Source organism: Streptomyces sp. NPDC054796, assembly GCF_053611545.1.
On the sequence record NZ_JBSHAO010000056.1, the window covers coordinates 13,751 to 40,749 of the forward strand.

Sequence of the window (26,999 nt, forward strand, 5' to 3'; positions counted from 1 at the left end):
GGAGCGGCGGGGCGCGGCGGTTACGGGCGCGGGCCCGCGAAGCGGATCACGTCGCGCACGTCGCGTACGCGGATCACGTCGCGCACACGGCCGGGCACGCGAGCCGCGCCGGGCACACGACCCGTACCGATCACACGGCTCACGGCCACACCAGGCAGTACGGCTGGTGGCCCGCCTGGTGGAGGCGGTCGGAGAAGTCCTGCCACTCGTGCAGCAGTTGGTAGACGTTGAACGCGTCCTGCGGCCCCGCGCGGTCCGGGACCGTGGACCATATGAACGCCGCCGCGCCCACCGTCTCGTCGCCGACGCCGCGCAGCGGATCGACGACCGTCATGGGGAGCTTCACCACGGCGTAGTCCGGGTGCAGCACGACGAGTTCGAGCGGCGGGACGCGGTACAGGGGTATGCCCTCGATCCCCGTGAGGACCATCGCCGCCATCGTCTCCGGCTTGATCTTGGTGAACATGCCCTGCCCCAGCTCGTCACCGCCGAGCTCCTCGGGGCGCATCGAAATCGGGACCCGAGCGGCTGTCGCGCCGTCCGGCGCGCCGAAGTACTTGTAGGTCACCCCCACTCGGCCGCCACCCTTGCTGCTCCCGCTCTCCGCCGCGTTCCTTCGGTGACGCCCGCGCGCGTGCTCCGGTCCGAGGTCCCCGGTACCCTCGCCGACTCCGCCACCGCGATGCATGTCACCACCCGACCACTCGCGGCTCGCGCCGCGCAACCCGATCATCGTGTCAGAGACCTCCCCGCCACACGGCCCGTGAAACGCCGGGCCGTACAAGCGCACGAGGCTCTGACACCATGGCTTACGTGACTTACTCGTACGACGCCCCAGTATCGCAGTCGCTCTTCGACCGTGCCGCCGCCGTGACCCCCGGAGGCGTGAACTCTCCGGTCCGCGCCTTCCGTGCCGTGGGCGGTACGCCCCGGTTCATGGTCTCAGGTGAGGGTCCGTACCTCACGGACGCGGACGGCCGCGACTACGTCGACCTCGTCTGCTCGTGGGGGCCGATGATCCTCGGCCATTCCCACCCCGCCGTCATCGCCGCCGTCCAGGAGGCCGTGGGCCGCGGCACCTCCTTCGGTACGCCCGGCGAGGGCGAGGTGGAGCTGGCCGAGGAGATCGTCGCCCGTATCGCCCCCGTCGAGCAGGTCAGGCTGGTCTCGTCCGGGACCGAGGCCACCATGTCGGCGATCCGGCTGGCGCGCGGGTTCACGGGCCGGGGCAAAGTCATCAAGTTCGCGGGCTGCTACCACGGGCACGTCGACGCGCTGCTCGCAGCGGCCGGGTCCGGTGTGGCCACGTTCGGGCTGCCGGACACCCCCGGTGTCACGGGCGCGCAGGCGGGCGAGACGATCGTGCTGCCGTACAACGATCTGGACGCGGTCCGCGCCGCCTTCGCCGCGAACCCCGGTGAGATCGCCTGCGTGATCACTGAGGCGTCGCCCGGCAACATGGGCGCCGTCCCGCCGCTGCCCGGCTTCAACCAGGGGCTGCGCGAGCTGTGCACCGAGAACGGCGCGCTGTACGTGTCCGACGAGGTGATGACGGGCTTCCGCGTGAGCCGCACCGGCTGGTACGGCATCGACGGCGTCACCCCTGACCTGATGACCTTCGGCAAGGTGATGGGCGGCGGCTTCCCCGCCGCCGCCTTCGGCGGTCGCCGGGACGTGATGGAGCACCTCGCGCCCGTCGGCCCCGTCTACCAGGCGGGCACCCTCTCCGGTAATCCCGTCGCCACCGCCGCCGGGGTCGCGCAGCTGCGGCTGCTGGACGAGGGCGCGTACGCGAAGCTGGACGCCACCTCGCTGGAGCTGCGCACGATGGTCACCGAGGCGCTGTCCAAGGCGGGCGTGGCACACCAGGTGCAGGTCGCGGGCAACATGTTCTCGGTCTTCTTCAGCGAGGCGCCCGTCACCGACTACGAGGGGGCCAGGGCGCAGGAGTCCTTCCGCTTCACGCCCTTCTTCCACGCGATGCTGGAGGCGGGCGTGTATCTGCCGCCGTCCGCCTTCGAGTGCTGGTTCGTCTCCACGGCGCTCGACGGGCGCGCACTGGAGCGCGTCGCGGCGGCGCTGCCCGGCGCTGCCCGCGCGGCGGCGGAGGCCACGGCATGAGCGAGGCGAAGCGGCGGGAGGGCGCGGACGAGACGGCGGGCGAACCGGCAGGCGGGACGGTGAACGGGGCGGTGGACGACAAGACCGTGACCGTCGTGCACGTAATGCGGCACGGCGAGGTCGAGAACCCCGAGGGCATCCTCTACGGGCGGCTGCCCGGCTACCACCTCTCCGAGCTGGGCCGTCAGATGGCCGACCGGGTCGCCGAGCACCTGGCCGAGCGTGACATCACCCACGTCGCGGCCTCGCCGCTGGAGCGGGCCCAGGAGACGGCGGCGCCCATCGCCAAGACGCACGGGCTGGACATCGCGTCCGACGAGCGGCTCATCGAGGCGGGCAACATCTTCCAGGGCAAGACCTTCGGCGTGGGCGACGGCGCCCTGCGCAAGCCGGGGAACTGGAGGCATCTGACCAACCCGTTCCGCCCCTCCTGGGGCGAGCCGTACGTGCACCAGGTCGTCCGGATGATGGGCGCGCTCGAGGCGGCCAGGGACGCGGCGCGCGGGCACGAGGCCGTCGTCGTCAGCCATCAGCTCCCCATCTGGACCCTGCGCAGCTTCGTCGAGCGCCGCAGGCTCTGGCACGACCCGCGCAGACGGCAGTGCACGCTCGCCTCGCTGACCCGGTTCACCTTCCTCGGCAACCGGATCGTGGCCGTCGGCTACACGGAACCCGCGCGCGATCTGGTGCCCCCGCATCTGCTCGCGGGTGCGAAGCAGGTCAAGGGCGCCAAGGGGTTCGGCGCCTGAGCACGCGTCTCCCGGCGGGCGACCAGGGCTGAGCAGCCTTTACGGGCCTTTACGGAAGGGACGAGGGGGGCGCGGAAGATCCCTCGGACGCCCATGCGAAACTTTTCACATGAGCCAGACCCGCGCCTCCCGACGCCGCGCGACCCTGCTGACCGCGGGGGCGGTGGCCAGCGCTCTCGTCCTGGCCGGATGCGGCAAGGGGGAGACCGGCACGTCCTCGGGCGACACCAAGTTCGTCCAGGGCACCGGCCAGATCACCAAGGTCGCCCAGGGCAAGCGCCAGACCGCACCGGACATTTCAGGCAAGGGCGTCGACGGCGGTGACCTGAAGCTCTCCGACTACAAGGGCAAGGTCGTCGTCCTCAACGTCTGGGGCTCCTGGTGCGCGCCCTGCCGCGCCGAGGCACCCAACCTCGCCGCGGTCGCCAAGGACACCGAGGGCAAGGACGTCCAGTTCCTCGGGATCAACACCCGCGACCTGGACAAGGCCAACGCCAAGGCGTTCGAGCGCAACTACGGGGTGGAATACCCCAGCTTCTACGACCCCAGCGGCAAGCTGATCCTGAAGTTCCCGCGCGACAGCCTCTCCCCCCAGGCCATCCCGTCCACGCTCATCCTGGACGGGAACGGGAAGATCGCCGTACGCGCGCTCAAGGAACTCAGCGAGAAGGAACTGCGCTCCGCGCTGGACCCGCTCATCGCCGAGAACGCGAAGAAGTGACCGAAGAAGTGACCTCCGCATGAGGACCTCCGCATGAGCGCGTTCGCCGTCGGCCTCGCCTCGGCCGGCACCGGCATGAACCAGACCGTCCTCTCCGGGGCGCTGCTGCTGGCGCTGCCCGTGGCGCTCCTCGGCGGGCTCGTCTCGTTCTTCTCACCGTGCGTGCTGCCGCTGGTGCCCGGCTACCTCTCGTACGTCACAGGCGTCAGCGGCACCGACCTGGCCGAGGCCAGACGCGGGCGGATGTTCGCGGGCGCCGGGCTGTTCGTGCTCGGCTTCACCGCGGTCTTCGTCTCCGGCGGCGCGCTCTTCGGCGGTTTCGGCGCACAGCTCCAGGAGCACAAGGAGATCATCTCCCGGGTGCTGGGCGTCCTCACGATCCTGCTGGGGCTCGCCTTCATGGGGGCGATGGGGCCGCTGTCCCGCTTCACGTCCCGCGAATTCCGCATCCACCGCAGACCCGCCATCGGGCTCGCGGGCGCGCCCATGCTCGGGGTGCTGTTCGGCATCGGCTGGACCCCCTGCATCGGGCCCACACTGGCCGCCGTGCAGACCCTCGCCATCAGCGAGGGGAGCGCAGGACGGGGCGCGCTGCTGACGACGGCGTACTGCCTCGGTCTTGGTGTCCCCTTCATCGTCGCCGCCCTCGCCTTCCGTCGCGCGCTCGGCGCCTTCGGCTGGGTGAAGCGGCACTACGCGTGGGTGATGCGGATCGGCGGCGGCATGCTGGTCGCCGTGGGCGTCCTGCTCGTCACCGGGATCTGGGACCTGATCGTGTACGACCTTCAGGTCTGGTCGTCCGACTTCACCGTGGGGATCTGATCAATGAGTAACACCGGCGCGGGACCCCAGCGGACCCGGGAACGCCCCGCCGAGGAGGCCGCCGACCTCGGCGAAGCCGGGTCGCAGCTGTCCACGGCGCCCCAGGAGGACCAGGGCACCGCACGCCCCGGCTCCTTCGGCGGCGTCCGCGCGCCGGGCGCGAGAGGCGGCGCTGTCTGGTGGGGCCGCGAGGCGCTCGGCTGGTTCCGCTGGTTCTGGCGGCAGCTCACCTCGATGCGGGTCGCGCTGCTCCTGCTGTTCCTGCTCTCCCTCGCGGCGATCCCCGGCTCGATCATTCCGCAGACGTCCGTGGACAGCGTCAAGGTCGAGAACTTCCACGAGAAGCACGACGTCCTGGCGCCGATCTACGACAAGCTCCAGCTCTTCGACGTCTACACCTCGGTGTGGTTCTCCGCGATCTACATCCTGCTGTTCGTCTCGCTGGTCGGCTGCATCGTGCCGCGCACCTGGCAGTTCGTCGGCCAACTGCGCAGCCGCCCCCCGCGCGCCCCGAGCCGCCTGGACCGGATGCCCGCGTACACCACGTGGCACACCGAGGCGGCCCCCGAGGACGTGCTCGGCGCTGCCCGCACACTGCTGCGCCGCAAACGGTTCCGGGTGCACGCCGACGGTGACGCCGTCGCCTCCGAGAAGGGCTATCTGCGCGAGACGGGCAACCTGCTCTTCCACATCGCGCTGATCGTGCTGCTGCTGGCGTTCGCGGCCGGGCAGTTGTGGAAGTCCGAGGGCAACAAGCTGATCATCCAGGGCGACGGCTTCGCGAACACGCTCACGCAGTACGACGACTTCAAGTCCGGGTCCCTGTTCACCGCCGACGACCTCGACTCCTTCGGCTTCACGCTCAAGGACTTCCACGCCACCTACGAGAAGAGCGGCCCCAACAAGGGCACAGCGCGCTCGTACCGCGCCGACATCTCCTACTGGGAGGGCGCGGACGGCAAGGAGAAGAAGACCTCGATCGAGGTGAACCACCCGCTCAACGTGGGCGAGTCCAAGGTCTATCTGATGGCCAACGGCTTCGCGCCCGTCGTCTCCGTCAAGGACGGGCAGGGCAACACCGCCTACCGGGGCCCGGTCGCCTTCCTCCAGCAGGACAACAACCTCACCTCGTCCGGCGTCGTCAAGGTCACCGACTACCGGGACGCGAAGAACCGCAAGGACCAGCTCGGCTTCCAGGGCTTCTTCGTGCCGACGTTCGCGCCCGACTCGGGCACGATGTTCTCCCAGTCCCCGACCCTGTCCAACCCGGTGCTCTTCCTCACCGCCTACCACGGTGACCTGGGGCTCGACTACGGCGCGGCGCAGAACGTCTACCAGCTCGACACCAAGAACCTGAAGCAGTTCAAGAACAAGGACGGGTCGCCGCTCGCCAAGAAGATGCAGCCCGGCGACTCGATGAAGCTGCCGGACGGCGCGGGCACCCTCAAGTTCGAGGGCGTCAAGAAGTGGGCCAACTTCCAGGTCTCCCACCAGGTCGGCAACGGCTGGGCACTGGGCGGCGCGCTCGCCGCCATCGGCGGCCTCGCCGGGTCGCTGTTCATCCAGCGCCGCCGGGTGTGGGTGCGCGCCGTGGCCGGTGCTGACGGGCGTACGGTCGTGGAGATGGCGGGGCTCGGCCGGAGCGAGTCCGCCGCGCTGCCCGAGGAACTCGGCGATCTCGCCGTCGACATGCAGGCCGAGGCGCCTGCGGTAGCAGAAGCAGAAGCCGAAGCGGAAGCTGCTGGATCTGCCGGAACCGCCGGGTCCGGCGGGTCTGCCGGATCTGCTGACGAAGGAGCAGGCAAGTGACAATCCTCGCCGCTGAAACGAACGAGAGTCTCGCTCAGATCAGCAACTATCTGATCTATTCGGCGATGGCCGTCTACGTCCTCGCCTTCCTCGCCTACATCGCGGAGTGGGTGTTCGGCAGCCGCAGCAAGGTGGCGCGTACGGCCGCCGCGCTGAAGCCGAGGTCCGCCCCGGCGGAGGGCGCGGGGTCCGCAGGGTCCGCCGGGTCGGGGGCCAAGGCCGAGGAGGGCGGCGGCACGGCCGTCCTGGAGCGGCCCAAGGTCGTCACCCGGTCCGCAGCGGGCCGCCGCGGCGACCTGCCCGACGGTCCCGGCGCCGCCGCCGGAGACGAGCAGGGCGACCTCTACGGGCGCGTCGCGGTCTCCCTGACCGTGCTCGCGTTCCTGTTCCACGCGGCCGGCGTGCTCACCCGCTCGCTGTCCGTGCAGCGCGCCCCGTGGGGCAACATGTACGAGTTCTCGACGGCCTTCTCCATGGTCGCCGTCGCCGGATACCTCGGCTTCCTCCTCGCGAAGAAGAAGGTCCGCTGGATCGGGCTGCCGCTGGTCACCACCGTCCTGCTCGACCTCGGGCTCGCCGTGACGGTCCTCTACACCGAGAGCGACCAGCTCGTGCCCGCGCTCCACTCGTACTGGCTGTGGATCCACGTCTCCCTGGCCATCATCTGCGGCGCGCTCTTCTACCTCGGCTTCGTCTCGACGATCCTCTACCTCTTCCGCGACGCCTACGAGGTCAAGCTGATGCGCGGCGGCTCGCCCGGCAGCTTCGCCGTCTCGGTCATGGAGCGGCTGCCCTCGGCGAACTCACTGGACAAGTTCGCCTACCGGATCAACGCGGCCGTCTTCCCCTTCTGGACCTTCACCATCGTCGCGGGCGCGATCTGGGCCGGCGACGCGTGGGGCCGCTACTGGGGCTGGGACCCCAAGGAGGTCTGGTCCTTCATCACCTGGGTCGCCTACGCCTGCTACCTCCACGCGCGCGCCACGGCGGGCTGGAAGGGCCGCAAGGCGGCGACCCTGGCGCTGCTCGCGTTCGCCTGCTTCCTGTTCAACTACTACGGCGTCAACTTCATGTTCGGCGGCAAGCACTCGTACGCGGGCGTGTGACGGCGACGACCTGAGCGGTTCGGAGGGGGAGGGCACGCGCCCTCCCCCTCCGGCGTGTCCGGGCCCGCGACGGGGCTGCGGTGACCCCCGGCGCGCGGGGCGGGGGCGGGCGCGCGAAGGTGGAGGGCATGGACGCACAGAGCTTCATCCCGTACGGCACCTCCGCCAGCCGCGGAGAGGCCCACACGCTCCATTACGAGCTGCGCTGTCCCCACCCTGTGGACGCCGTCTGGCGCGCGGTCGCCACGCCCGGCGGGCTGCGGTCGTGGCTGGCGGCGACGGGGCAGTTCGAGCCCGGGCCCGGCGGCGCGGTGGCGCTGCGCTGGCTGGGGGACGACGACGGGGGCGCCGTGCTCGCGCCCGGGAGGATCACCGCCTGGAGGAAGGGGCGGCTCGTGGAGTACACCGTGGACGTGTACGGGACGGTCCGCTTCGCGCTTCGCTCCTCTGGAGGACAGGCCGACACGCTGGTGCGGTTCAGCAACGACTTCACCGGGTCGGGGGAGAGGCGGCTCGACGCGCTGGTGGGCTGGCACCGGCGCTTCGAAGCCCTGGCCCACGCCCTCGCGGGCACCCCGGCCCACCCGACGGACCCTGCCCACGCGACGGCGCTGCGTGCTGCGTACGCGGAGAGAACGTGACGGCCCCTTCGCGGGGCTGCGGAAGGAAACGGTGGGTTGCCGCGTCACGCTGGTGTGCCCCTTCACGGGGTGCGGGGTGATGGCCACACGGGGTGCACGGTTCTTGTTGGGGTGCGCTCTGTGGGTGCCCCTTGGGGTTTCGTCAGCGATGCTCGGGCCGGTGGCACGGGTTGTGCCCACCCTCCCCCAGCTAACGCTGGGCGGTGCCCCCTCGCCAGCGGGACGATTGCCCACAACGTTTGGGTGCCGTTGCCCGGCGGGGCGGCGTCGTGTGGCTGGGCGTCGTGTTCGGCTGCCTGGCCGGTGGCTTCGGCGCGGCGTATGGAGCGGTAGTACGCGGCTGGCGCCGCGTGATTCTTGGCTGGCGCCGGTGGTTGTGGGGTTGCTGTGTGGTGGGGGTCGGCGCCGCGCCGGGGTGTCTCCTCGGGCGATACGGCATCGTCGTCGGCTCTCCGCCCGGTGACTCGCTGCCCTGCGGGGACACCCCGCCACACCACCTCCCACCCGGTGGCCAACCTCCAGCCGGTGCCCCCTCCGCTTGTTCCCATGCTGTGGACCGGCGCCACCCCTGTTGTGGGCAGGCGTTCCGCATGGCGAGGGGGCACCTCCCAGCGGTAGCTGGGGGAGAGGGGGGCACAACCCGTGCCACCGGGCCGCAGCACGTGAACGAGACCGCAGGGGGCACCGGGCTGCGTCCGGTGAGGGATGGGCGTCAGGGGAGGGTGATGGAGGTGAGCTTGGTGCGGAGGTAGGTGTGGGAGTCGACCGGGGCGTAGGGCGTGTGGCCCACGGGGGCGGGGAGGGGTTCCACACACGTACCCGGGTCGCACTCGTAGAAGTACACGAGTGACATCAGCTCCTCCCCGGGCGCGTCCCCGGGCGGCGGAAGGACCCGGTGCCGCCCGGACCGCCACCGGTCCCCCGTCCAGCGGGCCATGAGGTCGCCGATGTTGACCGTGAACGCGTCGGGATCGTAGGGCGCGTCCTCCCAGCCGCCCTCGTCCGTGAAGATCTGGAGGCCGCCCTTGCCGTGCTGCCGGTCCAGCACGGTGACCGTGCCGAAGTCCGTGTGCGGCCCGATGCGGAACTGCCCCGGCGCGGGCACGCCGACCCGCTCCGTGCCCGGATACCAGTTGATGTTGAAGCCCCACGTGGGATGCCCGGTGTGCCGGGTGAAGAAGTCCCGTTCCTGGCCGAGCGCCACCCCGAGCAGTTCCAGCAGCGCGTCGGACAGCGCCCGCATCCGCGCGACGTACGCCTCCACCAGCCCGCGCAGCCCGGGCACCTCGGCGGGCCAGACGTTCGGCAGGAACCACTCCGCGTCGACCTCGGGGTCGCCCGAGGCCGTGTCGGCGGCCAGTGACCAGGACTCCTTGAGGTCGGGCGGGGTCTCGGTGCCCTCCGCGTAGCCGTTGGCCTCGGCGCCGGGGCCGAGCCAGCCGCGTCCGCCGACGCGTACGGCGTACGGCCGCTTCGTCTCCTCCGGCAGCGTGAAGAACTCCCGCGCGGCGGCGCGGATGCCCGCGCGCAGCCCCGGATCCACCCCGTGCCCCGTCACCAGCAGGAACCCGGCGGTGCGCAGGGCCTCGTCCACCGTACGGGCGGTCGTGGCGCGTGCCTCGTCGTCGCCGGAGAGCCAGGGCCGCAGGTCGATCGTCGGCACGCGTGAGATGCGCGGGCTGCTCGGGTCGCTCATCGGCCGATGTCCTCGTTCCACAGCTCGGGCTTGTCGCGGATGAAGCCGGTCATCAGCTCCGCGCACGCGGCGTCGTCCAGCAGCATGATTTCCACGCCCAGCCCGGCCAGCCAGTCGTGCCCGCCCTGGAAGGTCCGCGCCTCCCCGATGACCACTCGCGGGATGCCGAACTGGCGCACAAGGCCGCAGCAGTACCAGCAGGGCGAGAGCGTGGTGACCATCGTCGTGTCCGCGTACGTGCGCCGGCGTCCGGCGGCGCGGAAGGCCGCCGTCTCCGCGTGCGCCGACGGGTCGCCGTCCTGGACGCGGCGGTTGTGGCCGCGGCCCAGGAGTGTGCCGTCGGCCCCGTAGAGCGCGGCGCCGATGGGGACGCCGCCCTCGGCCAGCCCGGCCCGCGCCTCCGCGACGGCCGTCTCCAGCAGTTCCCTCGCCGTGCCCCGCTCCATGTGCGCCACCACACCACTCTCCGTGCCGGGCGGCACGCTGGCAACGGAGCGCGGGATCAGCGCGGGGGTTCCTCGGAGCCGCCGCCGTTCTCGCGGCGGCGCAGTTCCTCCTCGCGGCGGCGCAGGTCGTCCTCCCACTGCTTCAGGTGCGCGTCGTCGTCCTGGTCCCTGGACGCGTCCGAGGGAGCCGGGTCGGGGGCCGGGGCCGGCTTCGCGTCGTCCTGCGGGGCCGGGGAGGGGTCCCGCTTGGTCTTGTCGTCGCCGAGAGACTTGAGGAAGTCCGGGTTGTCGTCGGGCGCGACCCAGCGGCGCTCCTGCGGCTTCGTGGCGCCGTAGGGGGCGTTCTTACGGGGGCGGCCGACGGCGAACCACGCGATCGGGCCCAGCAGCACCTGGCCGAAGAGCAGGATGATGATCACCCACACGACCTTCGGGAGCTTGCGTACCTCCTTCTCCGGCGTGTTCAGGCAGTCGATGAAGGCGTAGATCCACACCGCCAGGATGAGGAGGAACGGGAGATACCTGAGCATGCGGAACGCCCCCTGGGTGCGAGCTGAAGCGGCGCGGCGGACAACGGATCGGAAGGCCGCCGTACAGGGCCCAGCCTAACGGTCGGCCGCAACCTTCCGGCCGTCGAGCCGCCGCCCGGCGCCCGGGACGGGCCGCCGTCCGGCCCCCGGGGACGACGCCCGGGGGCGAGCCGGAAATCGGGATGTCGGATACTGGGGCGTATGGCATACGACGATCTCCGCTCGCTGCTGCGGGCGCTGGAGCGTGACCGGGACCTGAAGCGGATCAAGGCCGAGGTGGACCCGTATCTCGAAGTCGGGGAGATCGTCGACCGGGTCCAGAAGGCCGGTGGGCCCGCGCTGCTCTTCGAGAACGTGAAGGGCTCGTCGATGCCGCTGGCGATGAACGTCTTCGGCACCGACAGGCGGCTGCTGAAGGCGCTCGGGCTCAGCTCGTACGGCGAGATCTCCGAGAAGATCGGCGGCCTGCTGAAGCCGGAGCTGCCCCAGGGCTTCATGGGCATGCGCGAGGCGTTCGGCAAGCTCGGCTCCGTCGCGCACGTGCCGCCGAAGAAGGTCAAGGAAGGGCCCGTCCAGGAGGTCGTGTACCAGGGCGACGAGGTGGACCTGGAGAAGCTGCCCGCGCTCTTCACCTGGCCCGAGGACGGCGGCTCGTTCTTCAACCTGGGCCTCACCCACACCAAGGACCCCGAGTCCGGCATCCGCAACCTCGGCCTCTACCGACTCCAGCGCCACGACCGCCGCACCATCGGCATGCACTGGCAGATCCACAAGGACAGCCGCAACCACTACCAGGTCGCGGCGCGGCGCGGTGAGAAGCTGCCCGTCGCCATCGCCTTCGGCTGCCCGCCCGCCGTGACGTACTCCTCGACGGCGCCGCTGCCCGGGGACATCGACGAGTACCTGTTCGCGGGGTTCCTCCAGGGCAAGCGCGTCGAGATGGTCGACTGCAAGACCGTGCCGCTCCAGGTGCCCGCGGACGCCGAGGTGGTCCTGGAGGGCTGGCTGGAGCCCGGCAAGATGCTCCCCGAGGGCCCCTTCGGCGACCACACCGGCTTCTACACGCCGCAGGAGGACTTCCCCGCGCTGACGATCGACTGCGTCACGACGCGCCGGAGGCCGCTGCTCCAGTCGATCGTCGTGGGACGGCCTCCGACGGAGGACGGGCCGCTGGGGCGGGCCACCGAGCACTTCTTCCTGCCCCTGCTCAAGATCATCGTGCCGGACATCGTGGACTACCACCTGCCGGAGTCGGGCGGCTTCCACAACTGCGCGATCGTCTCGATCGACAAGAAGTACCCGAAGCACGCACAGAAGGTCATGCACGCGATCTGGGGCGCGCACATGATGTCGCTGACGAAGCTCATCGTGATCGTGGACTCCGACTGCGACGTGCGCGATCTCCACGACGTGTCCTGGCGCGCCCTGGGCAACGTCGACTACGCCCGTGACCTCACCGTCGTCGAGGGCCCCGTCGACCATCTCGACCACGCCTCCTACCAGCAGTTCTGGGGCGGCAAGGCGGGCATCGACGCCACGGAGAAACTGCCCGAGGAGGGCTACACACGCGACGGCGGCTGGCCGCACATGATCGTGTCCGACGCGGACACGGCGGAGAAGGTCACCCGCCGCTGGAAGGAGTACGGCCTGTGACCTCGTCAGCGGCCGAGGGCGTCCTCGGGCCCGAGCCCGTGCCCAGCAGCAAGGTCAAGGCGTTCCTGCGGCTGGTGATGATCGAGCACTCGGTCTTCGCCCTCCCCTTCGCCTACATCGCGGCGCTGACGGCGATGTTCCACCAGGACGGCACCGTCCACTGGTGGCAGCTCGTGCTCGTCACCGTCGCCATGGTGGGCCTGCGGACCTTCGCCATGGCGGCGAACCGGATCATCGACCGCGAGATCGACGCCCGCAACCCGCGCACGGCGGGCCGCGAGCTGGTCACGGGCGCCGTGTCCGTGCGCTCGGCGTGGACGGGCGCGCTGGTGGCCGTCGTCGTCTTCCTCGGCGCCGCGGCGCTGCTGAACCCGCTCTGCCTCGCCCTCGCGCCGCTGGCCGTCGTGCCGATGGTGGTCTATCCGTACGGGAAGCGCTTCACGCACTTCCCGCACGCCATCCTCGGGCTCGCGCAGGCCATCGGGCCCGTGGGCGCCTGGCTCGCGGTGACCGGGTCCTGGTCGTGGGACGCGGTGGTGCTGGGCCTGGCCGTCGGCATCTGGATCGGCGGCTTCGACCTGATCTTCGGCTGCCAGGACGTCGCGGCCGACCGCGCGCACGGCGTCATGTCCGTACCGGCCCGCTACGGCATCGCCGCCGCGCTGTACGGGGCGCGGGGCAGCCACGTGGTCACCGTGCTCCTGCTGGCCGCCTTCGGCGCGCTGACCGGGGCCGGGCTCTTCTACTGGACGGGGCTCGTGATCGTCATCGCCGCCTTTGTCTACGAGCACTCCATCGTCAGGCCAGGCGACCTGTCCCGGCTGAACCGGGCCTTCTTCACCGTCAACGGCGTGATCGGCATAGTGCTGTTCGTCTTCGCCCTGCTGGACCTGGTGGTGCGCGGCCTGACGGTGTGAGCGCCTGACCCCTGCGAGGGAGCCCCCCCCCGGGGCAGGGGGCCGTCAGTGCCAGCTCGGCTTGGCGGCGCCCGCCGCACGGGTGCTGGAGGTCATGAACGCCGCCAGCACGCCGCCTATCAGCCCGAAGAGGTGGCCCTGCCAGGAGACCCCCTCGTTCGTGGGCAGCACGCCCCACAGGATCGAACCGTAGAAGAGCGCGACGACGCCACCGAGCGCCACATCCGTTATGCGGCGGTCCACGAAGCCGCGGACCAGCAGATAGCCGAAGAGGCCGAACACGAGCCCGGAGGCCCCGGCGGTGTTGCTCCCCGAGGGGGCTATCAGCCACACGCCCAGGCCGCTGACCACGATGATCGTGAGCGCGACGGCGAGGAAGCGGCCCGTGCCGCGCAGCGCGGCGAGGAACCCGAGCACGAGCAGCGGGACCGTGTTCGCCATCAGATGGCCGAAGCCGAAGTGCATGAAGGCGGCCGGGATCACGTCCACCAGCTCGTCCAAGCGGCGCGGCTCGACGCCGAACGTGTCCAGCGCGTTGCCCGTCGCCTGGTCCATGGCCTCGAAGACCCAGAGCAGCCCCACCCAGAACAGGACCAGCTTCGCCGCCGATCTGGCATTGGACCGTGCGCCGGTGCCGCTCGCACCGGTCTTCTCGTTCCCGTACCCCATCGCGCCTCCCCCCGGAAGAACGTCAGCGGCGGCCTCCGGAGTTCCAGGATGGACTCACGAACCCGTTCTGCCCAGAGCGCCATACATGATCGCGGCCAGCAGATCCTGCGGCTTCAGCTCCTTCGCGCCGCCCGGCGCGTCCACGAAGACCGCCGCGCCGCCGCCGAACTCCAGGCGCAGCGGGAGGTGGGCGGCGCCCTCGCCCTTGCCGCCGTTGCCCGTGAGCTGGCCCAGGTCCATGGTCAGGCCGGTGAGCTGGCCGCGGCGCAGCTCCAGCTCCGCGGTCACGTCGCCGTCCGGGATCGCGTCCGGGTCCACCTGGGCGCCCAGCGGCTTCAGCGCCGCGGACAGGTCGTCGGCCGCCGCGCGGCCCGGCAGCGTCATCCGTACGATCTCGGCGCCCCCGCGCTCGCCCGCGGCCTTGAAGGACGCGTGCTCGGCGAGCGTCTTCTCCATCCCGTGCAGGAACTCCCGCTGCGACTGCCCGTCAAGACCCGAGCCCACGGCCGTGGCCTCCTTGACCCCCTGGCTGGTCCGCCTGCCCTCCTCGGCCACGGCCCGACCGGTTCCGCGCCGGGCGTCCTCGCCCTTGCCCTTCTTGGCGTCCTTGGCGGCCTCGCGGTTCTTGGCGCGCTCGGACAGGGTCTCGGCGGCCCGCGCGAAGTCGTCGAACGCGTCCGGATCGACCCGGACCCACTTGCCCTTCAGCGCGTCGCGCGCCGAGTGCAGCGACAGAGGCAGGTCGTCGGCCAGCGCGACGGTCTCGGCGGCGTCCGCGCGCGCCTCGGCCGAGCCTCCCGTCTGGGCGACGAGAGTCTGGAGCGCCACCCGCAGATAGAGCCTGTCGTGCACGGACTTGACGCCGAACACGTCCCGGCCCCCGAAATTGAGGGCCGCCGCCATGTCGGCGGCGTCTGACGTCTTCATCTCCTTGAGCGGGGTCTCCGTGTCGCCCGAACCCACCGAGAGGGTCAGCTCGGCGCGCGACAGCAGCCGCGCCTCCTTGAAGGAGGGCGAGCCGCCCCGTGCCTTCTCCAGGAAGGTGTACGCGTCCTTCGTCGTGCCGTCGACGGAGGCCATGACCGTGGCCGAGGGCTGGTCGCCGAGCTTCTCGAAGGCGGACTTGACCTTGAGGCCGGTCGTCAGCTTCTCCGTCGTCGAGCAGGCGGAGAGGGTGGCGGTGGTGGCGAGGGTGACGCAGGTCGCTGCGGCGGCGAGTCGCATACGTGAGCGGATGACGGACATCCCCCGATGCAACAGCATGCCCCCTCCCCGACGCCAGTTCCCGAAGAAACGCAGGGTTGCCCCTTCACCGTGGTGTGCCCCTTCACGGGGTGCGGGGTGAAGCCCACACGGGGTGCCCGTTTCTCGCAGGGGTGCGCCTTGCCTGGCGCCCTCTTGGGGTTTCGTTCGCGTGCTGCGGGCCGGTGGCACGGGTTGTGCCCACCCGTCCCGCCAGCGGGACGATTGCCCACAACAGTTTTGGCGCCGTCGCCAGTGGGGCGCCCCCCGGGTTTCGTGTTCGGCTGCCTGCCGGTGGCTTCGGCGCGGCGTGTGGTGACGGTGCGTCGCGGCTGGCGCCGCGTGATTCATGGCTCGGACCGTGGATATGGGGCCCGTGTGTGGTGGGGGTCGGCGCCGCGCCGGGGTGTCTCCTCGGGCGTAAAGGTCTCACTTTCGGCTTTCGGCCGGTGACTTGCTCGCCCTGCGGGGACACCCCGCCACACCACCTCCCACCCGGTGGCCACCAGCACCACTGTTGTGGGCAGGCGTTCCGCAGGGCGGAACGGGTGGGCACAACCCACCCACCGGCCCGCAGCACGCCAACGAAACCCCAGGGGGCACCCCGGGGCTGCGCACCCCCGCGAAGGGGGGTGGAGATTGGCCGACCCGGAGTGGCAGTGGGCCACCGGCGGGACGGGGACGCGGTGGGGTGTCCCCGCAGGTCGAGAAAGTCACCGGCCGAGAGGCGACGACGAAAGCTTCACGCCGAGGAGACACCCCGGCGCGGCACCGGACACCCTGCACCCACGCGCCCACAACCACGGTCGAAACCCAGACTCACGCGGCGCCAGCCGCATCGCACCGCAACCACACGCCGCGCCGAAGCCACCACCCGCACCCGACCGGCGACGGCACACCAAAAAGTTGTGGGCAATCGTCCCGCGGGCGGGACGGGTGGGCACAACCCGTGCCACCGGCCCGCAACACGCGAACGAACCCCCCAAGGGGCACCCACAGCAGGCGCCCCCTGCGAGAAACGGGCACCCCGTGTGGGCTTCACCCCGCACCCCGTGAAGGGGCACACCAGCGTGAAGGGCCAACCCCCCGTTTCATTTCCCCAACGTGCCGGACCAGCGCTCGTAGAGCTTGTGGGGGGTGCCCGCGGAGTCGAGGACGCGGCCGGCGACGAAGTCGACGAGGTCCTGGATACCCGTCGCGCCGGCGTAGAACGCGGGCGACGCGGGCATGACCACGGCCCCCGCCTCGTCGAGCGACACGAGGTGCCGCAACGTCTGCCCGTTCAGCGGAGTCTCCCGCACCGCGAGCACCAGCGTCCGCCGCTCCTTGAGCGTGACGGAAGCGGTCCGCTGGAGGAGGTCCTTGGAGAGGCCGAGCGCCACCCCCGCCACACACGCCGTGCTGGCGGGCACGATGAGCATCCCCTTCGCCGGGTAAGAGCCGGAGGACGGCCCGGCCGCGAGGTCCCCCGCGGCCCAGTGCCGTACGCGGGACAGAGGCAGCGCGGCGACTTCGGGAGCGAACGCGTCGGGCGTGCCGTCCGCGCCGCGGGAGAGCCAGCGGCGGAGGTCTTCGTCGGCGTGCGCGTCGCGGAAGGGGTGGCCCGTCTCGTCGAGGATCGTCAGCCGTGAGGCGCGGCTGACGACAAGGTCCACGTCCTCTCCCGCGTGCAGCAGTGCCCGCAGCACCGCGGCGGCGTACGGCGTCCCGGAGGCACCGGACACGCCGACGATCCAGGGGCGGCGCTCGGTCGTACGGTCGGTCGCATCGGTCACGGCACCGAGCGTACGTGGCGTACGGGGCGGACCGCGGCCGTCAATCCCTGGCACGGCATGCCTTAAATTCGTCCTCGGAGAATGCAGGGAGCCCCAGGGACACGGAACACCGGAACACGAACGGAAGGCACCAGGACGTTATGGACGCGGTGGACAGGCAGCTCATTCAGGCGCTGCGCGAGAACGGCAGGGCTTCCTACGCCGAGCTGGGCCGCCTCGTCGGCCTCTCGGGGCCCAGCGTCACGGACCGCATCAACCGCCTGGAGACGGCCGGAGTGATCACGGGCTACCGGGCCACCGTGGACGCGACCTCGCTCGGGCTGGGGGTCACCGCGCTGATCGGGGTGCAGCTCTCGGACGCGACGGACCACGAGGAGGTGGCGACGCGGCTGCGGGAGCTGAACGAGGTGGAGGACTGCTGGTTCATCGCGGGCGACGACTCGTACATGCTCAAGGTGCGTGCCACCGACGTGATCGGTCTGGAGAGCATCATCCGCCGTCTCTCCGGCACCAAGGGCGTCTCGCGCACGCGGACCACGATCGTGCTCTCCACCAAGTGGGAGAACCGGGTCGGCGAGCTGCCCGAGCAGGCGTAGCGCCCCGCCCCGAGCAGGCGTGACGCCGGGAGTGGGGGCGCCGCCGCCCGCGGCCGGGACGCCGCAGGTGGGGGAGTAGGCTCGACAAGGCGCTCGAAGCAGTCGGGAGCGGCCCGAAGCAGACATCCGAGGAGGGGCGACGCATGGACGGTGGGCTCAAGCGCGAGCTGGAGGAGAAGGTCCGTTCCGGTGAGCGGCTCACCCGTGAGGACGGCATCGCCCTCTACGAGTCCGACGACCTGGCGTGGCTGGGCGGGCTCGCCCACGAAGTGCGTACGCGCAAGAACGGCGACGTCGTTCACTTCAACATCAACCGCCACCTCAACATGACCAACGTGTGCACGGCCTCGTGCGCGTACTGCTCGTTCCAGCGGAAGCCGGGCGAGAAGGACGCGTACACCATGCGCATCGAGGAGGCCGTGCGGCTGGCGAAGGCCATGGAGGGCGACAAGCTCACCGAGCTGCACATCGTCAACGGCCTGCACCCGACGCTGCCGTGGCGCTACTACCCGCGCTCGCTCAGCGCGCTGAAGGAGGTGCTCCCGGAGACGGTCTCGCTGAAGGCGTTCACCGCGACCGAGATCCAGCACTTCGAGAAGATCTCGGGTCTGGACGCGAGCGAGATCCTGGACGTGCTGATCGAGTCCGGTCTGGAGTCGCTGACCGGCGGCGGCGCGGAGATCTTCGACTGGGAGGTCCGCCAGCACATCGTCGATCACGACACCCACTGGGAGGACTGGTCGCGCATCCACCGTCTGGCGCACGAGAAGGGCCTCAAGACCCCGTGCACGATGCTGTACGGGCACATCGAGGAGCCCAGGCACCGGGTGGACCACGTGCTGCGGCTGCGGGAGTTGCAGGACGAGACGGGCGGCTTCCAGGTCTTCATCCCGCTGCGCTACCAGCACGACTTCGTGGACATGAAGGACGGCAAGATCCGCAACAAGCTCCAGGCGAGGACGACGATGGCGTCCGGTGCCGAGGCGCTCAAGACGTTCGCGGTGTCGCGGCTGCTGTTCGACAACGTGCCGCACGTGAAGGTCTTCTGGGTCATGCACGGCGTGCAGACGGCCCAGCTCGCGCTCCAGCACGGCGCGGACGACATGGACGGCTCGGTCGTCGAGTACAAGATCACGCACGACGCGGACAACTTCGGCACCCCCGACAAGCTGACGCGCGAGGATCTGCTCGACCTCATCCGCGACGCGGGCTTCCGCCCCGTCGAGCGCAACACGCGCTACGAGATCATCAACGAGTACCCGGGTCCCGACCCGGACCGCCGCGAGTCGCCGCAGCCCATGCGGGTGTGAGGCGCGAGGGCGGGCCCTCGCGGGCCCGCCCCGAGAGTGGCGCATTGACATGAAGCGCACTCGAAGTTTCATGCTGGAGCGTGTCCGCGCGGCACCGTACGGAGGTGCCGCGGCCCCTTCCCGAGGAGCAGACACATGCCGTCCAGCACGCCCGGCACGCCCCCCGTCCCTCCCCGCGCGTCCTTCGACAGCGCCTACGAGACCGGCGTACCGCCCTGGGTGATCGGTGAGCCGCAGCCCGCCGTCGTCGAGCTGGAGCGCTCGGGCGCGGTCCGGGGCGCCGTCCTCGACCCCGGCTGCGGCACGGGTGAGCACACCATCCTGCTGACCCGGCTCGGCTACGACGTACTCGGCGCCGACTTCGCACCGCACGCGATCCAGCAGGCCCGCGCCAACGCGGAGCGGCAGGGCGTGGCAGCGAGGTTCGCCGCCGCCGACGCGCTGCGGCTCGCGGAGGAGCTGGGCGAGGCCCGCTTCGACACGGTGGTCGACAGCGCCCTGTTCCACGTCTTCGGCGCCGAGGACCGCGCGGCGTACGTGCGCTCCCTGCACGCCGTGACGCGGCCGGGCGCGGTGGTCCATGTCCTCGCCCTCGCCGACACGGAGCCGGGTTTCGGGCCGCGCATCGCCGAGAGCGTGCTGCGTGACGCGTTCACCGAGGCGGCGGGCTGGCGGCTGGAGGGGATCAGCGTGACGACGTACGGGGGGCGCGTGCCCGCCGAGCACGCCGAGGCGCTGGGGCTCGCACCCGGCAGCCGTACGGACGTGCCCGCCTGGCTGGCGACGGCCCACCGGATCTGAGCCCGCTCCGTTCGCGGTGCCGTTGTTCGCGGTGCCGTTCGCGGTGCCGTTCGCCGTACGGACGGTTCGTACGACTGTCGTAGGCGTCTCCTACAGTGCCCGGTATGAGTCTGCGCTTCGTTCTCGACCCGGCCGTCACGCCCGAGCTGCGCGACGGCGTGTGCGCGCTGTGGGCCGACGTGACCAACGCGGGCGGCGCCGTCGGCTTTGTCCCCCCGGTGACGGCCGACGACGTGCGCCCCGAACTGCTCAAGCATCTGCTCGCCATGGAGCAGGGCCGTACGCGGCTGCTGGCCGCCTACGACGAGGAGGGCGCCGTCGCCGGGACCGTCTTCATGACCTTCAACACGCACCGCCTGAAGCAGCACTGGCTGTGGCTGTACACCGTGATGGTGAGCCCTTCGCGGCAGGGCAGGGGCGAGGGGCGGGAACTGATGGCGGCGGCCGAGGAGGCGGCGCGCGGCATGGACGGCATCGAGGCGGTTCACCTCACGCTGCGCGGCGGGCTCGGTCTGGAGCGGTTCTACGCCTCCTGCGGCTACAAGGAGGTCGGGCGCGTGCCCGGTGCGCTCAAGGTCTCCGACGACGACTACCGCGACGAGGTCACGATGCTGCTGCCGCTGCACTGAGCGGGCGGCGGCGCGCCGGGCCCGCCCGCGAGGGGCCCGGAAGATCGCGATGTCGGCTGTGTTTGACTGGAAGAGGAATCGTCGGACCCTGTCCGAGACGCCCTGAGTAGCCCCGAGTAGCCCGAAGAAGGTTCCCGTGAGCAGCAGCACGTCGCACGCAACGCTCCGCTACACCGCCATGCGGCTCGGCATCTTTGTCGGCTGCCTCGTCATCGTCGCGGTGCTCGCGTACGTGGGCGTCGTGCCGAAGGGGCTGGGGCGGTCGAACCCGCTGTGGGTGGTGCTGCTGGCGCTCGTGATCTCGGCGCCGCTGAGCTTCGTGCTGCTGCGCAAGCAGCGGCAGCGGATGTCCGAGCAGATCGTCTCCGGCGTGGACCGCGCGAAGACCAAGCTCTCCGCGAACCAGAGCCAAGAGGACAGCGTCGCCTAGCGCCGTCTTCCGCCTCCGTAATCCTCGTCACAGCTTCCGCACACCCCACCGGGAATGACCTTCCCCCGGTGGGGTGTTGTGCGTGGGCGTATCGAGGCTCAAAGGAAACCTTTGGGCAAGGCAAAGACCGAGTGTTAGCGTGAGCGACATGATGACTGTGGTCCAGACCTCCGAGCAGGCGCGCTGGACGGGCGCGACGGTGCTCGTGGAGCGGCTGCACGTCGACCTCTGCCGCTGTATGTCGGCGACCTGTCGCTGAGCGCGCCGCTGCGGCCGGACCGTACGTTCTCCGGCGCACCGCCTCCCCACCACCCCCGCCCCCAGAGCCACACACACCGGAGACTGTCCGTGTCCACGTCCTCGTCCTCAGCCGCCGCGCCCGAACGCGACAGCGAACGCGCCCGGCGCCTTCCCAAGGTCCCCTTCTGGGCCCAGATCCTGCTCGGCCTCGTGCTGGGTGTGCTGCTCGGCTGGGTCGCCCGCAACTGGGACATCGCCTGGCTCGGCACGACGCTCACCAAGGTCGGCGAGACCTTCGTGCAGTTGCTGAAGCTGGCCGTCGCGCCGCTGGTCTTCTTCGCGATCACCATCTCGATCACGAACCTGCGCAACGTGCACAACGCCGCGCGCCTGGCCACCCGCACCCTGCTGTGGTTCATGGCGACCTCCCTCATCGCGGTCGCGATCGGCCTGGTCATCGGTCTGCTGACGAACCCGGGCTCCGGCACCGGCATCTCCGCCAAGGACGCCGCGAAGCCCGAGGAGGCCGGGTCCTGGCTGGACTTCCTGACCGGGATCATCCCGACCGACATCATCACGCCCTTCACCGAGCTGAAGGTGCTCCAGATCGTCTTCATGGCGGTCGTCGTCGGCATCGCCGCGCTCAAGCTCGGCGAGAAGGCCGCCCCGCTGCTCAGCCTCGGCGAGTCCGTGCTCGCGCTGCTCCAGAAGGCGCTGTGGTGGATCATCCGGCTCGCCCCGATCGGCACCATCGGCCTGATCGGCACCGCGATCAAGGACTACGGCTGGAACCTGATCAGCAGCTACGCGACGTTCACCGCCGACATCTACGTCGGCTGCGCGATCGTCCTCTTCGGCGTCTACCCGCTGCTGCTCGCCACCGTCGCCAAGGTCAACCCGCTCCAGTTCTTCAAGGGCGCCTGGCCCGCCATCCAGCTCGCGTTCGTGTCGCGCTCCTCGGTCGGCACCATGCCGCTCACCCAGAAGGTCACCGAGCGGCTCGGCGTGCCCAAGGAGTACGCGTCCTTCGCCGTGCCGTTCGGCTCGACGACGAAGATGGACGGCTGCGCCTCGATCTACCCCGCCATCGCGGCGATCTTCGTGGGGGAGTTCTTCCACGTCGACATGGGCATCAAGGAGTACCTCCTGATCGTCTTCGTCTCCGTGATCGGTTCCGCCGCGACGGCGGGCCTGACGGGGGCCACGGTCATGCTGACCCTGACCCTCTCCACGCTGGGCCTGCCGCTCGCCGGCGTCGGGCTGCTGCTGGCCATCGACCCGATCCTGGACATGATGCGCACGGCGACGAACGTCGCGGGCCAGGTCGTGATCCCGGTCCTCGTCTCGGCCCGCGAGAAGATCCTCGACGTGGACGCGTTCCGCAACGCGCGCAGCTTCAGCCTCGACGAGCTGGACTCGGACTCCGGGCCCCGTGAGAAGACGGTGCGCGAGCCCGCTGCGGCCACGAGCTGAGCCGCCCCCCCTCGGCCACGCCTCGGTCCCCCGGCTCTCCTCGGAGGCCGGGGGACCGGTGTGTACGGGCGTCCCGCCGTGGCTCGCTGTCGACGGGCGTACGGCCGAGGGCGCGTAACCTGAGCGGGGAGCAGGACATGGGGCGGAGGGGCACAGCAGTGGGGACAGCGGGGGCCAAGAGCAGGGGCGGGCACAAGCGAATGCCGCGCGCGGTGCGGGAGCAGCAGATGCTCGACGCGGCCGTCACCGGGTTCGCGCGGCACGGCTACCAGGCGGCGTCCATGGACGACATCGCCGAGGCGGCGGGGGTCTCCAAGCCGCTGGTCTACCTCTATCTGAAGTCGAAGGAAGAGCTGTTCACGGCCTGCATACGGCGTGAGCGCGCGGCGCTCGTCGAAGCCGTGCGGGCCGGGACGCGCGAGCGGGGCACCAGCGCCGACCAGCAGCTGTGGGACGGCCTGTGCGCCTTCTTCGCGCACACCGCCGCCTGCCCCGACGGCTGGACGGTGCTGCACAGGGCCCGTACCCAGGGCGAGCCCTTCGCCAGCGAAGTGGCCGCGATGCGCGTGGAGATCACGGAACTGGTGCGCTCGCTGCTGGGCCAGGCGGCGCAGGACGCGGGCTGCGACGGCGACCTCGCCGAACGCGAGGTCTCCGGGCTCGCGCACGCGCTCGTGGGCGCCGCGGAGTCCCTCGCCGAGTGGGCCAACGCCCGTACGGACGACGCCCCCACGGCGAAGGAGACCGCGGCCACGCTCATGAACTTCTGCTGGGCCGGTCTGGAGAACCTGATGAAGGGGTCCCGCTGGACTCCCGGCCCACGCGCCCGGTGAGGTGGAGCCGGGCGCGCTCCCCGGTGCCGCGCAGCTCGAAGGCGCCGTCGCGCTCCCCGTAGGCGACGGCCGTGGGCAGGTGCACCGGTGCCTTGAACTCGGCCCGCGCGCCCAGCCGCCCGTCCCCGCCGTCGTGCTCGGGGAACGCCTCGGCCAGGCAGCGCGCGAACGTCCACATGCCGTGTGCGATGTGCCGGGGGAAGCCGAAGAGCTTCGCGGTGAGCGGGTGCAGGTGGATGGGGTTGCGGTCGCCGGACGCGGCGGCGTAGCGGCGGCCGAGGTCGCCGGGCAGCTCCCAGGTGTCCCGTACGGGCAGCGGTTCGTCGGCGGTGCGTGCGGCCCCGTCGCGGCTGGACGTCTCCGGGGGCCGCGCCCCGGTGCGGTGCCTGCACAGGTACGTGCTGCGCGAGTGCCACACGGTCTCCCCGTCGAGACGTGCCTCGGTGACCATCCCGAACCTGCTGCCCTTCCGGTGCGGCTCGAGACCCTCGGCCTGTACGGAGATCTCGGGGCGCGCGGTGGCGGGGAGCGCCTTGTACTGGGTCAGCTCGATGTCCATGTGGACGAGCCCGAGCAGCGGGAACGGGAAGTCCCGGTCGGCCATCAGCCGCATGGCGAGCGGGAACCCGAGAATGTGCGGGTAGGTGGGCGGCAGCGTGCCGCCCGCCTCGAAGCGGCACACGTGCGCGTACGCGCGCAGTGCGTCCGCGTCGACGGGGGCCTCGCGCAGCACGAGGCGTGTGGCGGGGAGCCGGGCGCCGTCGTACGGGCCGCGCTTGCCCACCGACACGACCGCGCCCCGCGCGAGCAGTGGGCCCAGCCGTGGTGCGGTGCTGAGCCGCTGTGTCCGAGTCTGCGTCGTGATCATGTCCTCATCCCTGACGTGAAAAGTCGTCCTGACCGTTCGCCGTGCGTGTGCGTGCCTGTGCCTGTGCGTGCGCCTTGTCCGGGCCCGCGCCGTCCCGCGAAGGCGCGAGCCCCGCGAGGCTCGCCCCCGCGCCGGGGCGCGGGACCACGGGCCTCAGCCGTGGCGCCGAGTCCGCCCGTTCCACCGGGCGCTCCGCGCTACGCGCCCAGGAGGCTCTGGCCGCAGACGCGGACCACCTGGCCGTTGACGCCTCCCGAGAAGGGGCTCGCGAACCAGGCCGTGGTCTCCGCGACATCGATGGGGAGGCCGCCCTGGGAGTGGCTGTTCATGCGGCGGCCCGCCTCGCGGATGAAGAGCGGGACGGCGGCCGTCATCTTGGTCTCGATGAAGCCGGGCGCGACGGCGTTCACCGTCACCCCGTACTCCTCCGCAGCGCGCGGCGCCAGCGCCCGCACAAGGCCGACGATGCCCGCCTTGCTGGCCGCGTAGTTGGTCTGGCCGACGTTGCCCGCGATGCCCGCGATGGAGGCCGTCGCCACCACGCGCCCCGTGCCCTCGCGCAGCGCGCCCGCCTTCAGGAGGCGGTCGGTGGTGCGCAGCACGCTGTCGAGGTTGACCTCCAGGACGGAGTCCCAGCGGTCCGCGCCCATGTTGGCGAGCTTGCGGTCGCGCGTGATGCCCGCGTTGTGGACGAGGACGTCGAGCGGTTCACCGCCCAGCGCCTCGGCGATCCGCTCGGCCGCGTCGTCGGCGGTGATGTCCAGGGGCAGCGCCTGCCCCTTCAGCCGCTCGGCGACCCGCGCCAGGTCCTCCCCGGCCTGCGGCACGTCGAGGCACACCACCTTCGCGCCGTCGCGCGCCAGCGTCGCGGCGACGGACTCGCCGATGCCGCGTGCCGAGCCCGTCACCAGCGCGGTGCGTCCCGCGAGGGGCCGCGTCCAGTCGGGGCCTTCGACGGGTTCAGCGCCGCGGATCTCGATGACCTGGCCGCTGACGTACGCCGACTTGGGCGAGAGCAGGAAGCGCAGCGTCGACTCGGCGGAGCGCGCGGTGGCGCCGGGCGCGAGCCGGACGAGCTGCGCCGTGCGGCCCCCGCCCGTCTCCTTGCCGAGCGAGCGGACGAAGCCCTCCAGCGCCTGCTGCGCCGCCGCCTGGTGGTGGTCCTGCGGGTCCGGTACGGCGCCGAGCACGATGATGCGGGCGCAGGTGGCGAGCGATCGCATGACAGGGTGCAGCCCCTCGTACACCCCCCGGAGTTCCGCAACCGCGCGCACCCCCGTAGCGTCGAGCACGACGGCGGCACAGCGCGTCTTGGGATCGGCTTCGCGGCGGACCTCAAGTCCGCTGCCGCCGAGCGCCGTTGCCAGCTCCTCCGTCCCGCACGCCGAGTGCGCGGCCGTCAGGTGCAGCAGTGGGCCCCCCTCCAGCACGGGCCTCTCCGCCGACCACCGGTGGAGCGGTGTGGGCTGGGGGAGGCCGAGTCGGCGGGAGAGGAACCGGCCGGGCCCTGTGTTGGTCCAGCGAAGGTAACGGTCGGCCATTTCCCAACTCCTCAGGCTCGCGTAAATTTACTTCCGAGTAAGGTTACTTTCAGGTCAGGAGTCTGGCGAGGATGAGTTCCACCAGCCTGGTAAGTCCCAAGGTCCCGCGCCGTGTAGCCGTCGTCGGCGGCAGCCGCATCCCCTTCGCGCGCGCTGACGGCCCCTACGCGACCTGCTCGAACCAGGACATGCTCACCGCCGCGCTCGACGGGCTCGTCGAGCGCTACGACCTCCAGGGCGAGCGGGCCGTCGGCGAGTTCGTCGCGGGCGCCGTGCTCAAGCACAGCCGCGACTTCAACCTGGCCCGCGAGACCGTGCTCGGCTCACGGCTCGACGCGCGCACCCCCGCCTACGACATCCAGCAGGCGTGCGGCACCGGGCTCCAGGCCGTGATCGCCGTCGCCAACAAGATCGCCCTCGGTCAGATCGAGTCCGGCGTCGCGGGCGGCGCCGACACCGCGAGCGACGCGCCGCTCGGCCTCAACGACGAGCTGCGGCGCGTGCTGCTGGCGGCGCGCAGGGCGAAGACGTTCAAGGAGCGCGCCCGCGAGATCGCCCGGATGCGCCCGCGCCACCTCGTGCCCGACATCCCGCGCAACGCCGAACCCCGCACCGGCCTGTCCATGGGCGAGCACGCCGCGCGCACCGCCAGGGAGTGGGGCATCACGCGCCAGGAGCAGGACGAGCTGGCCGCCGCCAGCCACCGCAACCTCGCCACCGCCTACGACAGCGGCTTCCTGCACGATCTGGTGATCCCCTTCAACGGGCTGGCCAGGGACCAGAATCTGCGCCCCGGCACGTCGGTGGCGAAGCTCGGCGAGCTGAAGCCCGTCTTCGGCAAGGACCGGCCTGCGGACGCGACGATGACGGCGGGCAACTCCACCCCGCTGACGGACGGCGCCGCGACCGTGCTGCTCGCGAGCGAGGAGTGGGCGAGGGAGCGCGGGCTGAAGCCGCTCGCCTATCTGTCCGCCTACGAGACGGGCGCCGTCGACTTCGTGAACGGCGGACCGGCCGAGGACGGGCTGCTGATGGCGCCCGCGCACACCGTGCCGCGGATGCTGGAGCGCAGCGGCCTGGAGATGAGCGACTTCGAGCTGTTCGAGATCCACGAGGCGTTCGCCTCTCAGGTGCTGGCCACGCTCGCGTCCTGGGAGAAGCAGGGCGAGGACCCCGTCGACCGCGACCGCCTCAACGTCGCGGGCTCGTCGCTCGCCACCGGGCACCCCTTCGCCGCGACGGGCGCCCGTATCGTCGCGACGCTCGCCAAGCTGCTCGCCGAACGCGAGGGCGCGAAGCCGGGCGCACGCGGGCTGATCTCCATCTGCGCCGCGGGCGGCCAGGGGGTGACCGCGATTCTGGAGAGGGCCTGACGGCGTCG

At 71.3% G+C, this 26,999-nt stretch carries 26 protein-coding genes; 17 read left to right on the forward strand and 9 right to left on the reverse strand.

Annotated features, from left to right (window positions below; translation table 11 throughout):
• Positions 1-139: 139 nt before the first annotated feature.
• A complete protein-coding gene (locus tag ACWGJ2_RS32805) occupies positions 140-688 on the reverse strand; it encodes a hypothetical protein (RefSeq protein WP_453349985.1) in 549 nt (182 codons plus the stop codon).
• A gap of 116 nt (positions 689-804) precedes the next feature.
• On the opposite strand from ACWGJ2_RS32805, the gene hemL reads away from it, so the two are divergent.
• From hemL to ACWGJ2_RS32840, 7 genes are all read left to right on the forward strand, one after another.
• Positions 805-2,121, forward strand: a complete 1,317-nt coding sequence (gene hemL, locus ACWGJ2_RS32810) for a glutamate-1-semialdehyde 2,1-aminomutase (protein ID WP_453349956.1) — start codon at positions 805-807, stop codon at positions 2,119-2,121.
• 104 nt (positions 2,122-2,225) lie between these two features.
• The gene (locus ACWGJ2_RS32815; protein WP_453349986.1) at positions 2,226-2,870 is read left to right on the forward strand and encodes a histidine phosphatase family protein; all 645 of its coding nucleotides are present in this window, start codon (positions 2,226-2,228) and stop codon (positions 2,868-2,870) included.
• A 109-nt stretch (positions 2,871-2,979) separates the two neighbouring features.
• Complete coding sequence (locus tag ACWGJ2_RS32820) at positions 2,980-3,591, forward strand: redoxin domain-containing protein (protein WP_453349957.1); 612 nt, start codon at positions 2,980-2,982, stop codon at positions 3,589-3,591.
• 33 nt (positions 3,592-3,624) lie between these two features.
• Positions 3,625-4,413, forward strand: a complete 789-nt coding sequence (locus ACWGJ2_RS32825; protein ID WP_453349958.1) for a cytochrome c biogenesis CcdA family protein — start codon at positions 3,625-3,627, stop codon at positions 4,411-4,413.
• Between the two features lie 3 nt (positions 4,414-4,416).
• A complete protein-coding gene (gene resB, locus ACWGJ2_RS32830) occupies positions 4,417-6,222 on the forward strand; it encodes a cytochrome c biogenesis protein ResB (protein WP_453349959.1) in 1,806 nt (601 codons plus the stop codon).
• A 65-nt stretch (positions 6,223-6,287) separates the two neighbouring features.
• Positions 6,288-7,328: a c-type cytochrome biogenesis protein CcsB gene (gene ccsB / locus ACWGJ2_RS32835; RefSeq protein ID WP_453349987.1), complete on the forward strand. Its 1,041-nt coding sequence runs from the start codon at positions 6,288-6,290 to the stop codon at positions 7,326-7,328.
• Between the two features lie 128 nt (positions 7,329-7,456).
• The gene (locus ACWGJ2_RS32840) at positions 7,457-7,969 is read left to right on the forward strand and encodes an SRPBCC domain-containing protein (RefSeq protein WP_453349960.1); all 513 of its coding nucleotides are present in this window, start codon (positions 7,457-7,459) and stop codon (positions 7,967-7,969) included.
• A gap of 712 nt (positions 7,970-8,681) precedes the next feature.
• Here ACWGJ2_RS32840 and ACWGJ2_RS32845 read toward each other — a convergent pair.
• Genes ACWGJ2_RS32845 through ACWGJ2_RS32855 form a run of 3 tightly spaced genes read right to left on the reverse strand, consistent with a single transcriptional unit; the run spans position 8,682 to position 10,641 of the window.
• Positions 8,682-9,665, reverse strand: coding sequence for an isopenicillin N synthase family dioxygenase (locus ACWGJ2_RS32845; protein WP_453349961.1), 984 nt, complete (start codon positions 9,663-9,665; stop codon positions 8,682-8,684).
• On the reverse strand, positions 9,662-10,111 hold the full coding sequence (locus ACWGJ2_RS32850; RefSeq protein ID WP_453349988.1) for a nucleoside deaminase: 450 nt from the start codon (positions 10,109-10,111) through the stop codon (positions 9,662-9,664). Before ACWGJ2_RS32850 ends, ACWGJ2_RS32845 begins: the two co-directional genes overlap by 4 nt.
• Positions 10,112-10,167: 56 nt before the next feature.
• Positions 10,168-10,641: a PLD nuclease N-terminal domain-containing protein gene (locus tag ACWGJ2_RS32855; protein ID WP_453349962.1), complete on the reverse strand. Its 474-nt coding sequence runs from the start codon at positions 10,639-10,641 to the stop codon at positions 10,168-10,170.
• 201 nt (positions 10,642-10,842) lie between these two features.
• Here ACWGJ2_RS32855 and ACWGJ2_RS32860 point away from each other — a divergent pair, with 201 nt between their 5' ends.
• A complete protein-coding gene (locus ACWGJ2_RS32860; protein WP_453349963.1) occupies positions 10,843-12,294 on the forward strand; it encodes a menaquinone biosynthesis decarboxylase in 1,452 nt (483 codons plus the stop codon).
• Entirely contained in the window at positions 12,291-13,211 is a 921-nt protein-coding gene (gene mqnP, locus ACWGJ2_RS32865; protein WP_453349964.1) for a menaquinone biosynthesis prenyltransferase MqnP, read from the forward strand. The genes ACWGJ2_RS32860 and mqnP overlap by 4 nt, the downstream gene beginning before the upstream one ends.
• Positions 13,212-13,256: 45 nt before the next feature.
• On the opposite strand, the gene ACWGJ2_RS32870 is transcribed toward mqnP, so the two are convergent.
• From ACWGJ2_RS32870 to ACWGJ2_RS32880, 3 genes are all read right to left on the reverse strand, one after another.
• Entirely contained in the window at positions 13,257-13,880 is a 624-nt protein-coding gene (locus tag ACWGJ2_RS32870; protein WP_453349965.1) for a rhomboid family intramembrane serine protease, read from the reverse strand.
• 54 nt (positions 13,881-13,934) lie between these two features.
• A complete protein-coding gene (locus ACWGJ2_RS32875; protein ID WP_453349966.1) occupies positions 13,935-15,143 on the reverse strand; it encodes a hypothetical protein in 1,209 nt (402 codons plus the stop codon).
• Positions 15,144-16,213: 1,070 nt separating this feature from the next.
• The gene (locus ACWGJ2_RS32880) at positions 16,214-16,897 is read right to left on the reverse strand and encodes a UbiX family flavin prenyltransferase (RefSeq protein ID WP_453349967.1); all 684 of its coding nucleotides are present in this window, start codon (positions 16,895-16,897) and stop codon (positions 16,214-16,216) included.
• A gap of 140 nt (positions 16,898-17,037) precedes the next feature.
• On the opposite strand from ACWGJ2_RS32880, the gene ACWGJ2_RS32885 reads away from it, so the two are divergent.
• The 7 genes from ACWGJ2_RS32885 to ACWGJ2_RS32915 all read left to right on the forward strand — a co-directional run bounded on the left by ACWGJ2_RS32885 (position 17,038) and on the right by ACWGJ2_RS32915 (position 23,209).
• The gene (locus tag ACWGJ2_RS32885; protein WP_453349968.1) at positions 17,038-17,493 is read left to right on the forward strand and encodes an Lrp/AsnC family transcriptional regulator; all 456 of its coding nucleotides are present in this window, start codon (positions 17,038-17,040) and stop codon (positions 17,491-17,493) included.
• Between the two features lie 143 nt (positions 17,494-17,636).
• Positions 17,637-18,803: an aminofutalosine synthase MqnE gene (gene mqnE / locus ACWGJ2_RS32890; RefSeq protein ID WP_453349969.1), complete on the forward strand. Its 1,167-nt coding sequence runs from the start codon at positions 17,637-17,639 to the stop codon at positions 18,801-18,803.
• A gap of 135 nt (positions 18,804-18,938) precedes the next feature.
• Complete coding sequence (locus tag ACWGJ2_RS32895) at positions 18,939-19,604, forward strand: class I SAM-dependent methyltransferase (RefSeq protein ID WP_453349970.1); 666 nt, start codon at positions 18,939-18,941, stop codon at positions 19,602-19,604.
• Between the two features lie 104 nt (positions 19,605-19,708).
• A complete protein-coding gene (locus ACWGJ2_RS32900) occupies positions 19,709-20,233 on the forward strand; it encodes an N-acetyltransferase family protein (protein ID WP_453349971.1) in 525 nt (174 codons plus the stop codon).
• Positions 20,234-20,369: 136 nt separating this feature from the next.
• Complete coding sequence (locus ACWGJ2_RS32905; RefSeq protein WP_453349972.1) at positions 20,370-20,663, forward strand: DUF4229 domain-containing protein; 294 nt, start codon at positions 20,370-20,372, stop codon at positions 20,661-20,663.
• Between the two features lie 348 nt (positions 20,664-21,011).
• Positions 21,012-22,376 carry a dicarboxylate/amino acid:cation symporter gene (locus ACWGJ2_RS32910; RefSeq protein ID WP_453349973.1) on the forward strand — a complete coding sequence of 455 codons (1,365 nt, stop codon included), beginning with the start codon at positions 21,012-21,014 and terminating at the stop codon, positions 22,374-22,376.
• A gap of 137 nt (positions 22,377-22,513) precedes the next feature.
• Complete coding sequence (locus ACWGJ2_RS32915; RefSeq protein ID WP_453349974.1) at positions 22,514-23,209, forward strand: TetR/AcrR family transcriptional regulator; 696 nt, start codon at positions 22,514-22,516, stop codon at positions 23,207-23,209.
• Here ACWGJ2_RS32915 and ACWGJ2_RS32920 read toward each other — a convergent pair.
• Complete coding sequence (locus ACWGJ2_RS32920) at positions 23,133-24,077, reverse strand: MaoC/PaaZ C-terminal domain-containing protein (protein WP_453349975.1); 945 nt, start codon at positions 24,075-24,077, stop codon at positions 23,133-23,135. The two genes, ACWGJ2_RS32915 and ACWGJ2_RS32920, sit on opposite strands and share 77 nt — an antisense overlap.
• Before the next feature lie 197 nt (positions 24,078-24,274).
• Positions 24,275-25,618, reverse strand: a complete 1,344-nt coding sequence (locus ACWGJ2_RS32925) for a 3-oxoacyl-ACP reductase (protein ID WP_453349976.1) — start codon at positions 25,616-25,618, stop codon at positions 24,275-24,277.
• Positions 25,619-25,689: 71 nt separating this feature from the next.
• On the opposite strand from ACWGJ2_RS32925, the gene ACWGJ2_RS32930 reads away from it, so the two are divergent.
• Complete coding sequence (locus tag ACWGJ2_RS32930) at positions 25,690-26,991, forward strand: acetyl-CoA C-acetyltransferase (protein WP_453349977.1); 1,302 nt, start codon at positions 25,690-25,692, stop codon at positions 26,989-26,991.
• Positions 26,992-26,999: the final 8 nt, after the last annotated feature.

Coding starts and splice junctions, on each gene's coding strand:
- ccsB (WP_453349987.1), top strand. CDS start 6,288: ATGGCCGTCTACGTCCTCGCCTTCCTCGCCTACATCGCGGAGTGGGTG.
- ACWGJ2_RS32825 (WP_453349958.1), top strand. CDS start 3,625: ATGAGCGCGTTCGCCGTCGGCCTCGCCTCGGCCGGCACCGGCATGAAC.
- ACWGJ2_RS32915 (WP_453349974.1), top strand. CDS start 22,514: ATGGGGCGGAGGGGCACAGCAGTGGGGACAGCGGGGGCCAAGAGCAGG.
- ACWGJ2_RS32920 (WP_453349975.1), bottom strand. CDS start 24,077: ATGATCACGACGCAGACTCGGACACAGCGGCTCAGCACCGCACCACGG.
- mqnE (WP_453349969.1), top strand. CDS start 17,637: ATGGACGGTGGGCTCAAGCGCGAGCTGGAGGAGAAGGTCCGTTCCGGT.
- ACWGJ2_RS32850 (WP_453349988.1), bottom strand. CDS start 10,111: ATGGAGCGGGGCACGGCGAGGGAACTGCTGGAGACGGCCGTCGCGGAG.
- ACWGJ2_RS32885 (WP_453349968.1), top strand. CDS start 17,038: ATGGACGCGGTGGACAGGCAGCTCATTCAGGCGCTGCGCGAGAACGGC.
- ACWGJ2_RS32925 (WP_453349976.1), bottom strand. CDS start 25,618: ATGGCCGACCGTTACCTTCGCTGGACCAACACAGGGCCCGGCCGGTTC.
- ACWGJ2_RS32860 (WP_453349963.1), top strand. CDS start 10,843: ATGGCATACGACGATCTCCGCTCGCTGCTGCGGGCGCTGGAGCGTGAC.
- ACWGJ2_RS32855 (WP_453349962.1), bottom strand. CDS start 10,641: ATGCTCAGGTATCTCCCGTTCCTCCTCATCCTGGCGGTGTGGATCTAC.
- resB (WP_453349959.1), top strand. CDS start 4,417: ATGAGTAACACCGGCGCGGGACCCCAGCGGACCCGGGAACGCCCCGCC.
- ACWGJ2_RS32870 (WP_453349965.1), bottom strand. CDS start 13,880: ATGGGGTACGGGAACGAGAAGACCGGTGCGAGCGGCACCGGCGCACGG.
- ACWGJ2_RS32895 (WP_453349970.1), top strand. CDS start 18,939: ATGCCGTCCAGCACGCCCGGCACGCCCCCCGTCCCTCCCCGCGCGTCC.
- ACWGJ2_RS32845 (WP_453349961.1), bottom strand. CDS start 9,665: ATGAGCGACCCGAGCAGCCCGCGCATCTCACGCGTGCCGACGATCGAC.
- ACWGJ2_RS32900 (WP_453349971.1), top strand. CDS start 19,709: ATGAGTCTGCGCTTCGTTCTCGACCCGGCCGTCACGCCCGAGCTGCGC.
- ACWGJ2_RS32875 (WP_453349966.1), bottom strand. CDS start 15,143: ATGCTGTTGCATCGGGGGATGTCCGTCATCCGCTCACGTATGCGACTC.
- ACWGJ2_RS32820 (WP_453349957.1), top strand. CDS start 2,980: ATGAGCCAGACCCGCGCCTCCCGACGCCGCGCGACCCTGCTGACCGCG.
- ACWGJ2_RS32840 (WP_453349960.1), top strand. CDS start 7,457: ATGGACGCACAGAGCTTCATCCCGTACGGCACCTCCGCCAGCCGCGGA.
- ACWGJ2_RS32930 (WP_453349977.1), top strand. CDS start 25,690: ATGAGTTCCACCAGCCTGGTAAGTCCCAAGGTCCCGCGCCGTGTAGCC.
- hemL (WP_453349956.1), top strand. CDS start 805: ATGGCTTACGTGACTTACTCGTACGACGCCCCAGTATCGCAGTCGCTC.
- ACWGJ2_RS32805 (WP_453349985.1), bottom strand. CDS start 688: ATGCATCGCGGTGGCGGAGTCGGCGAGGGTACCGGGGACCTCGGACCG.
- ACWGJ2_RS32815 (WP_453349986.1), top strand. CDS start 2,226: ATGCGGCACGGCGAGGTCGAGAACCCCGAGGGCATCCTCTACGGGCGG.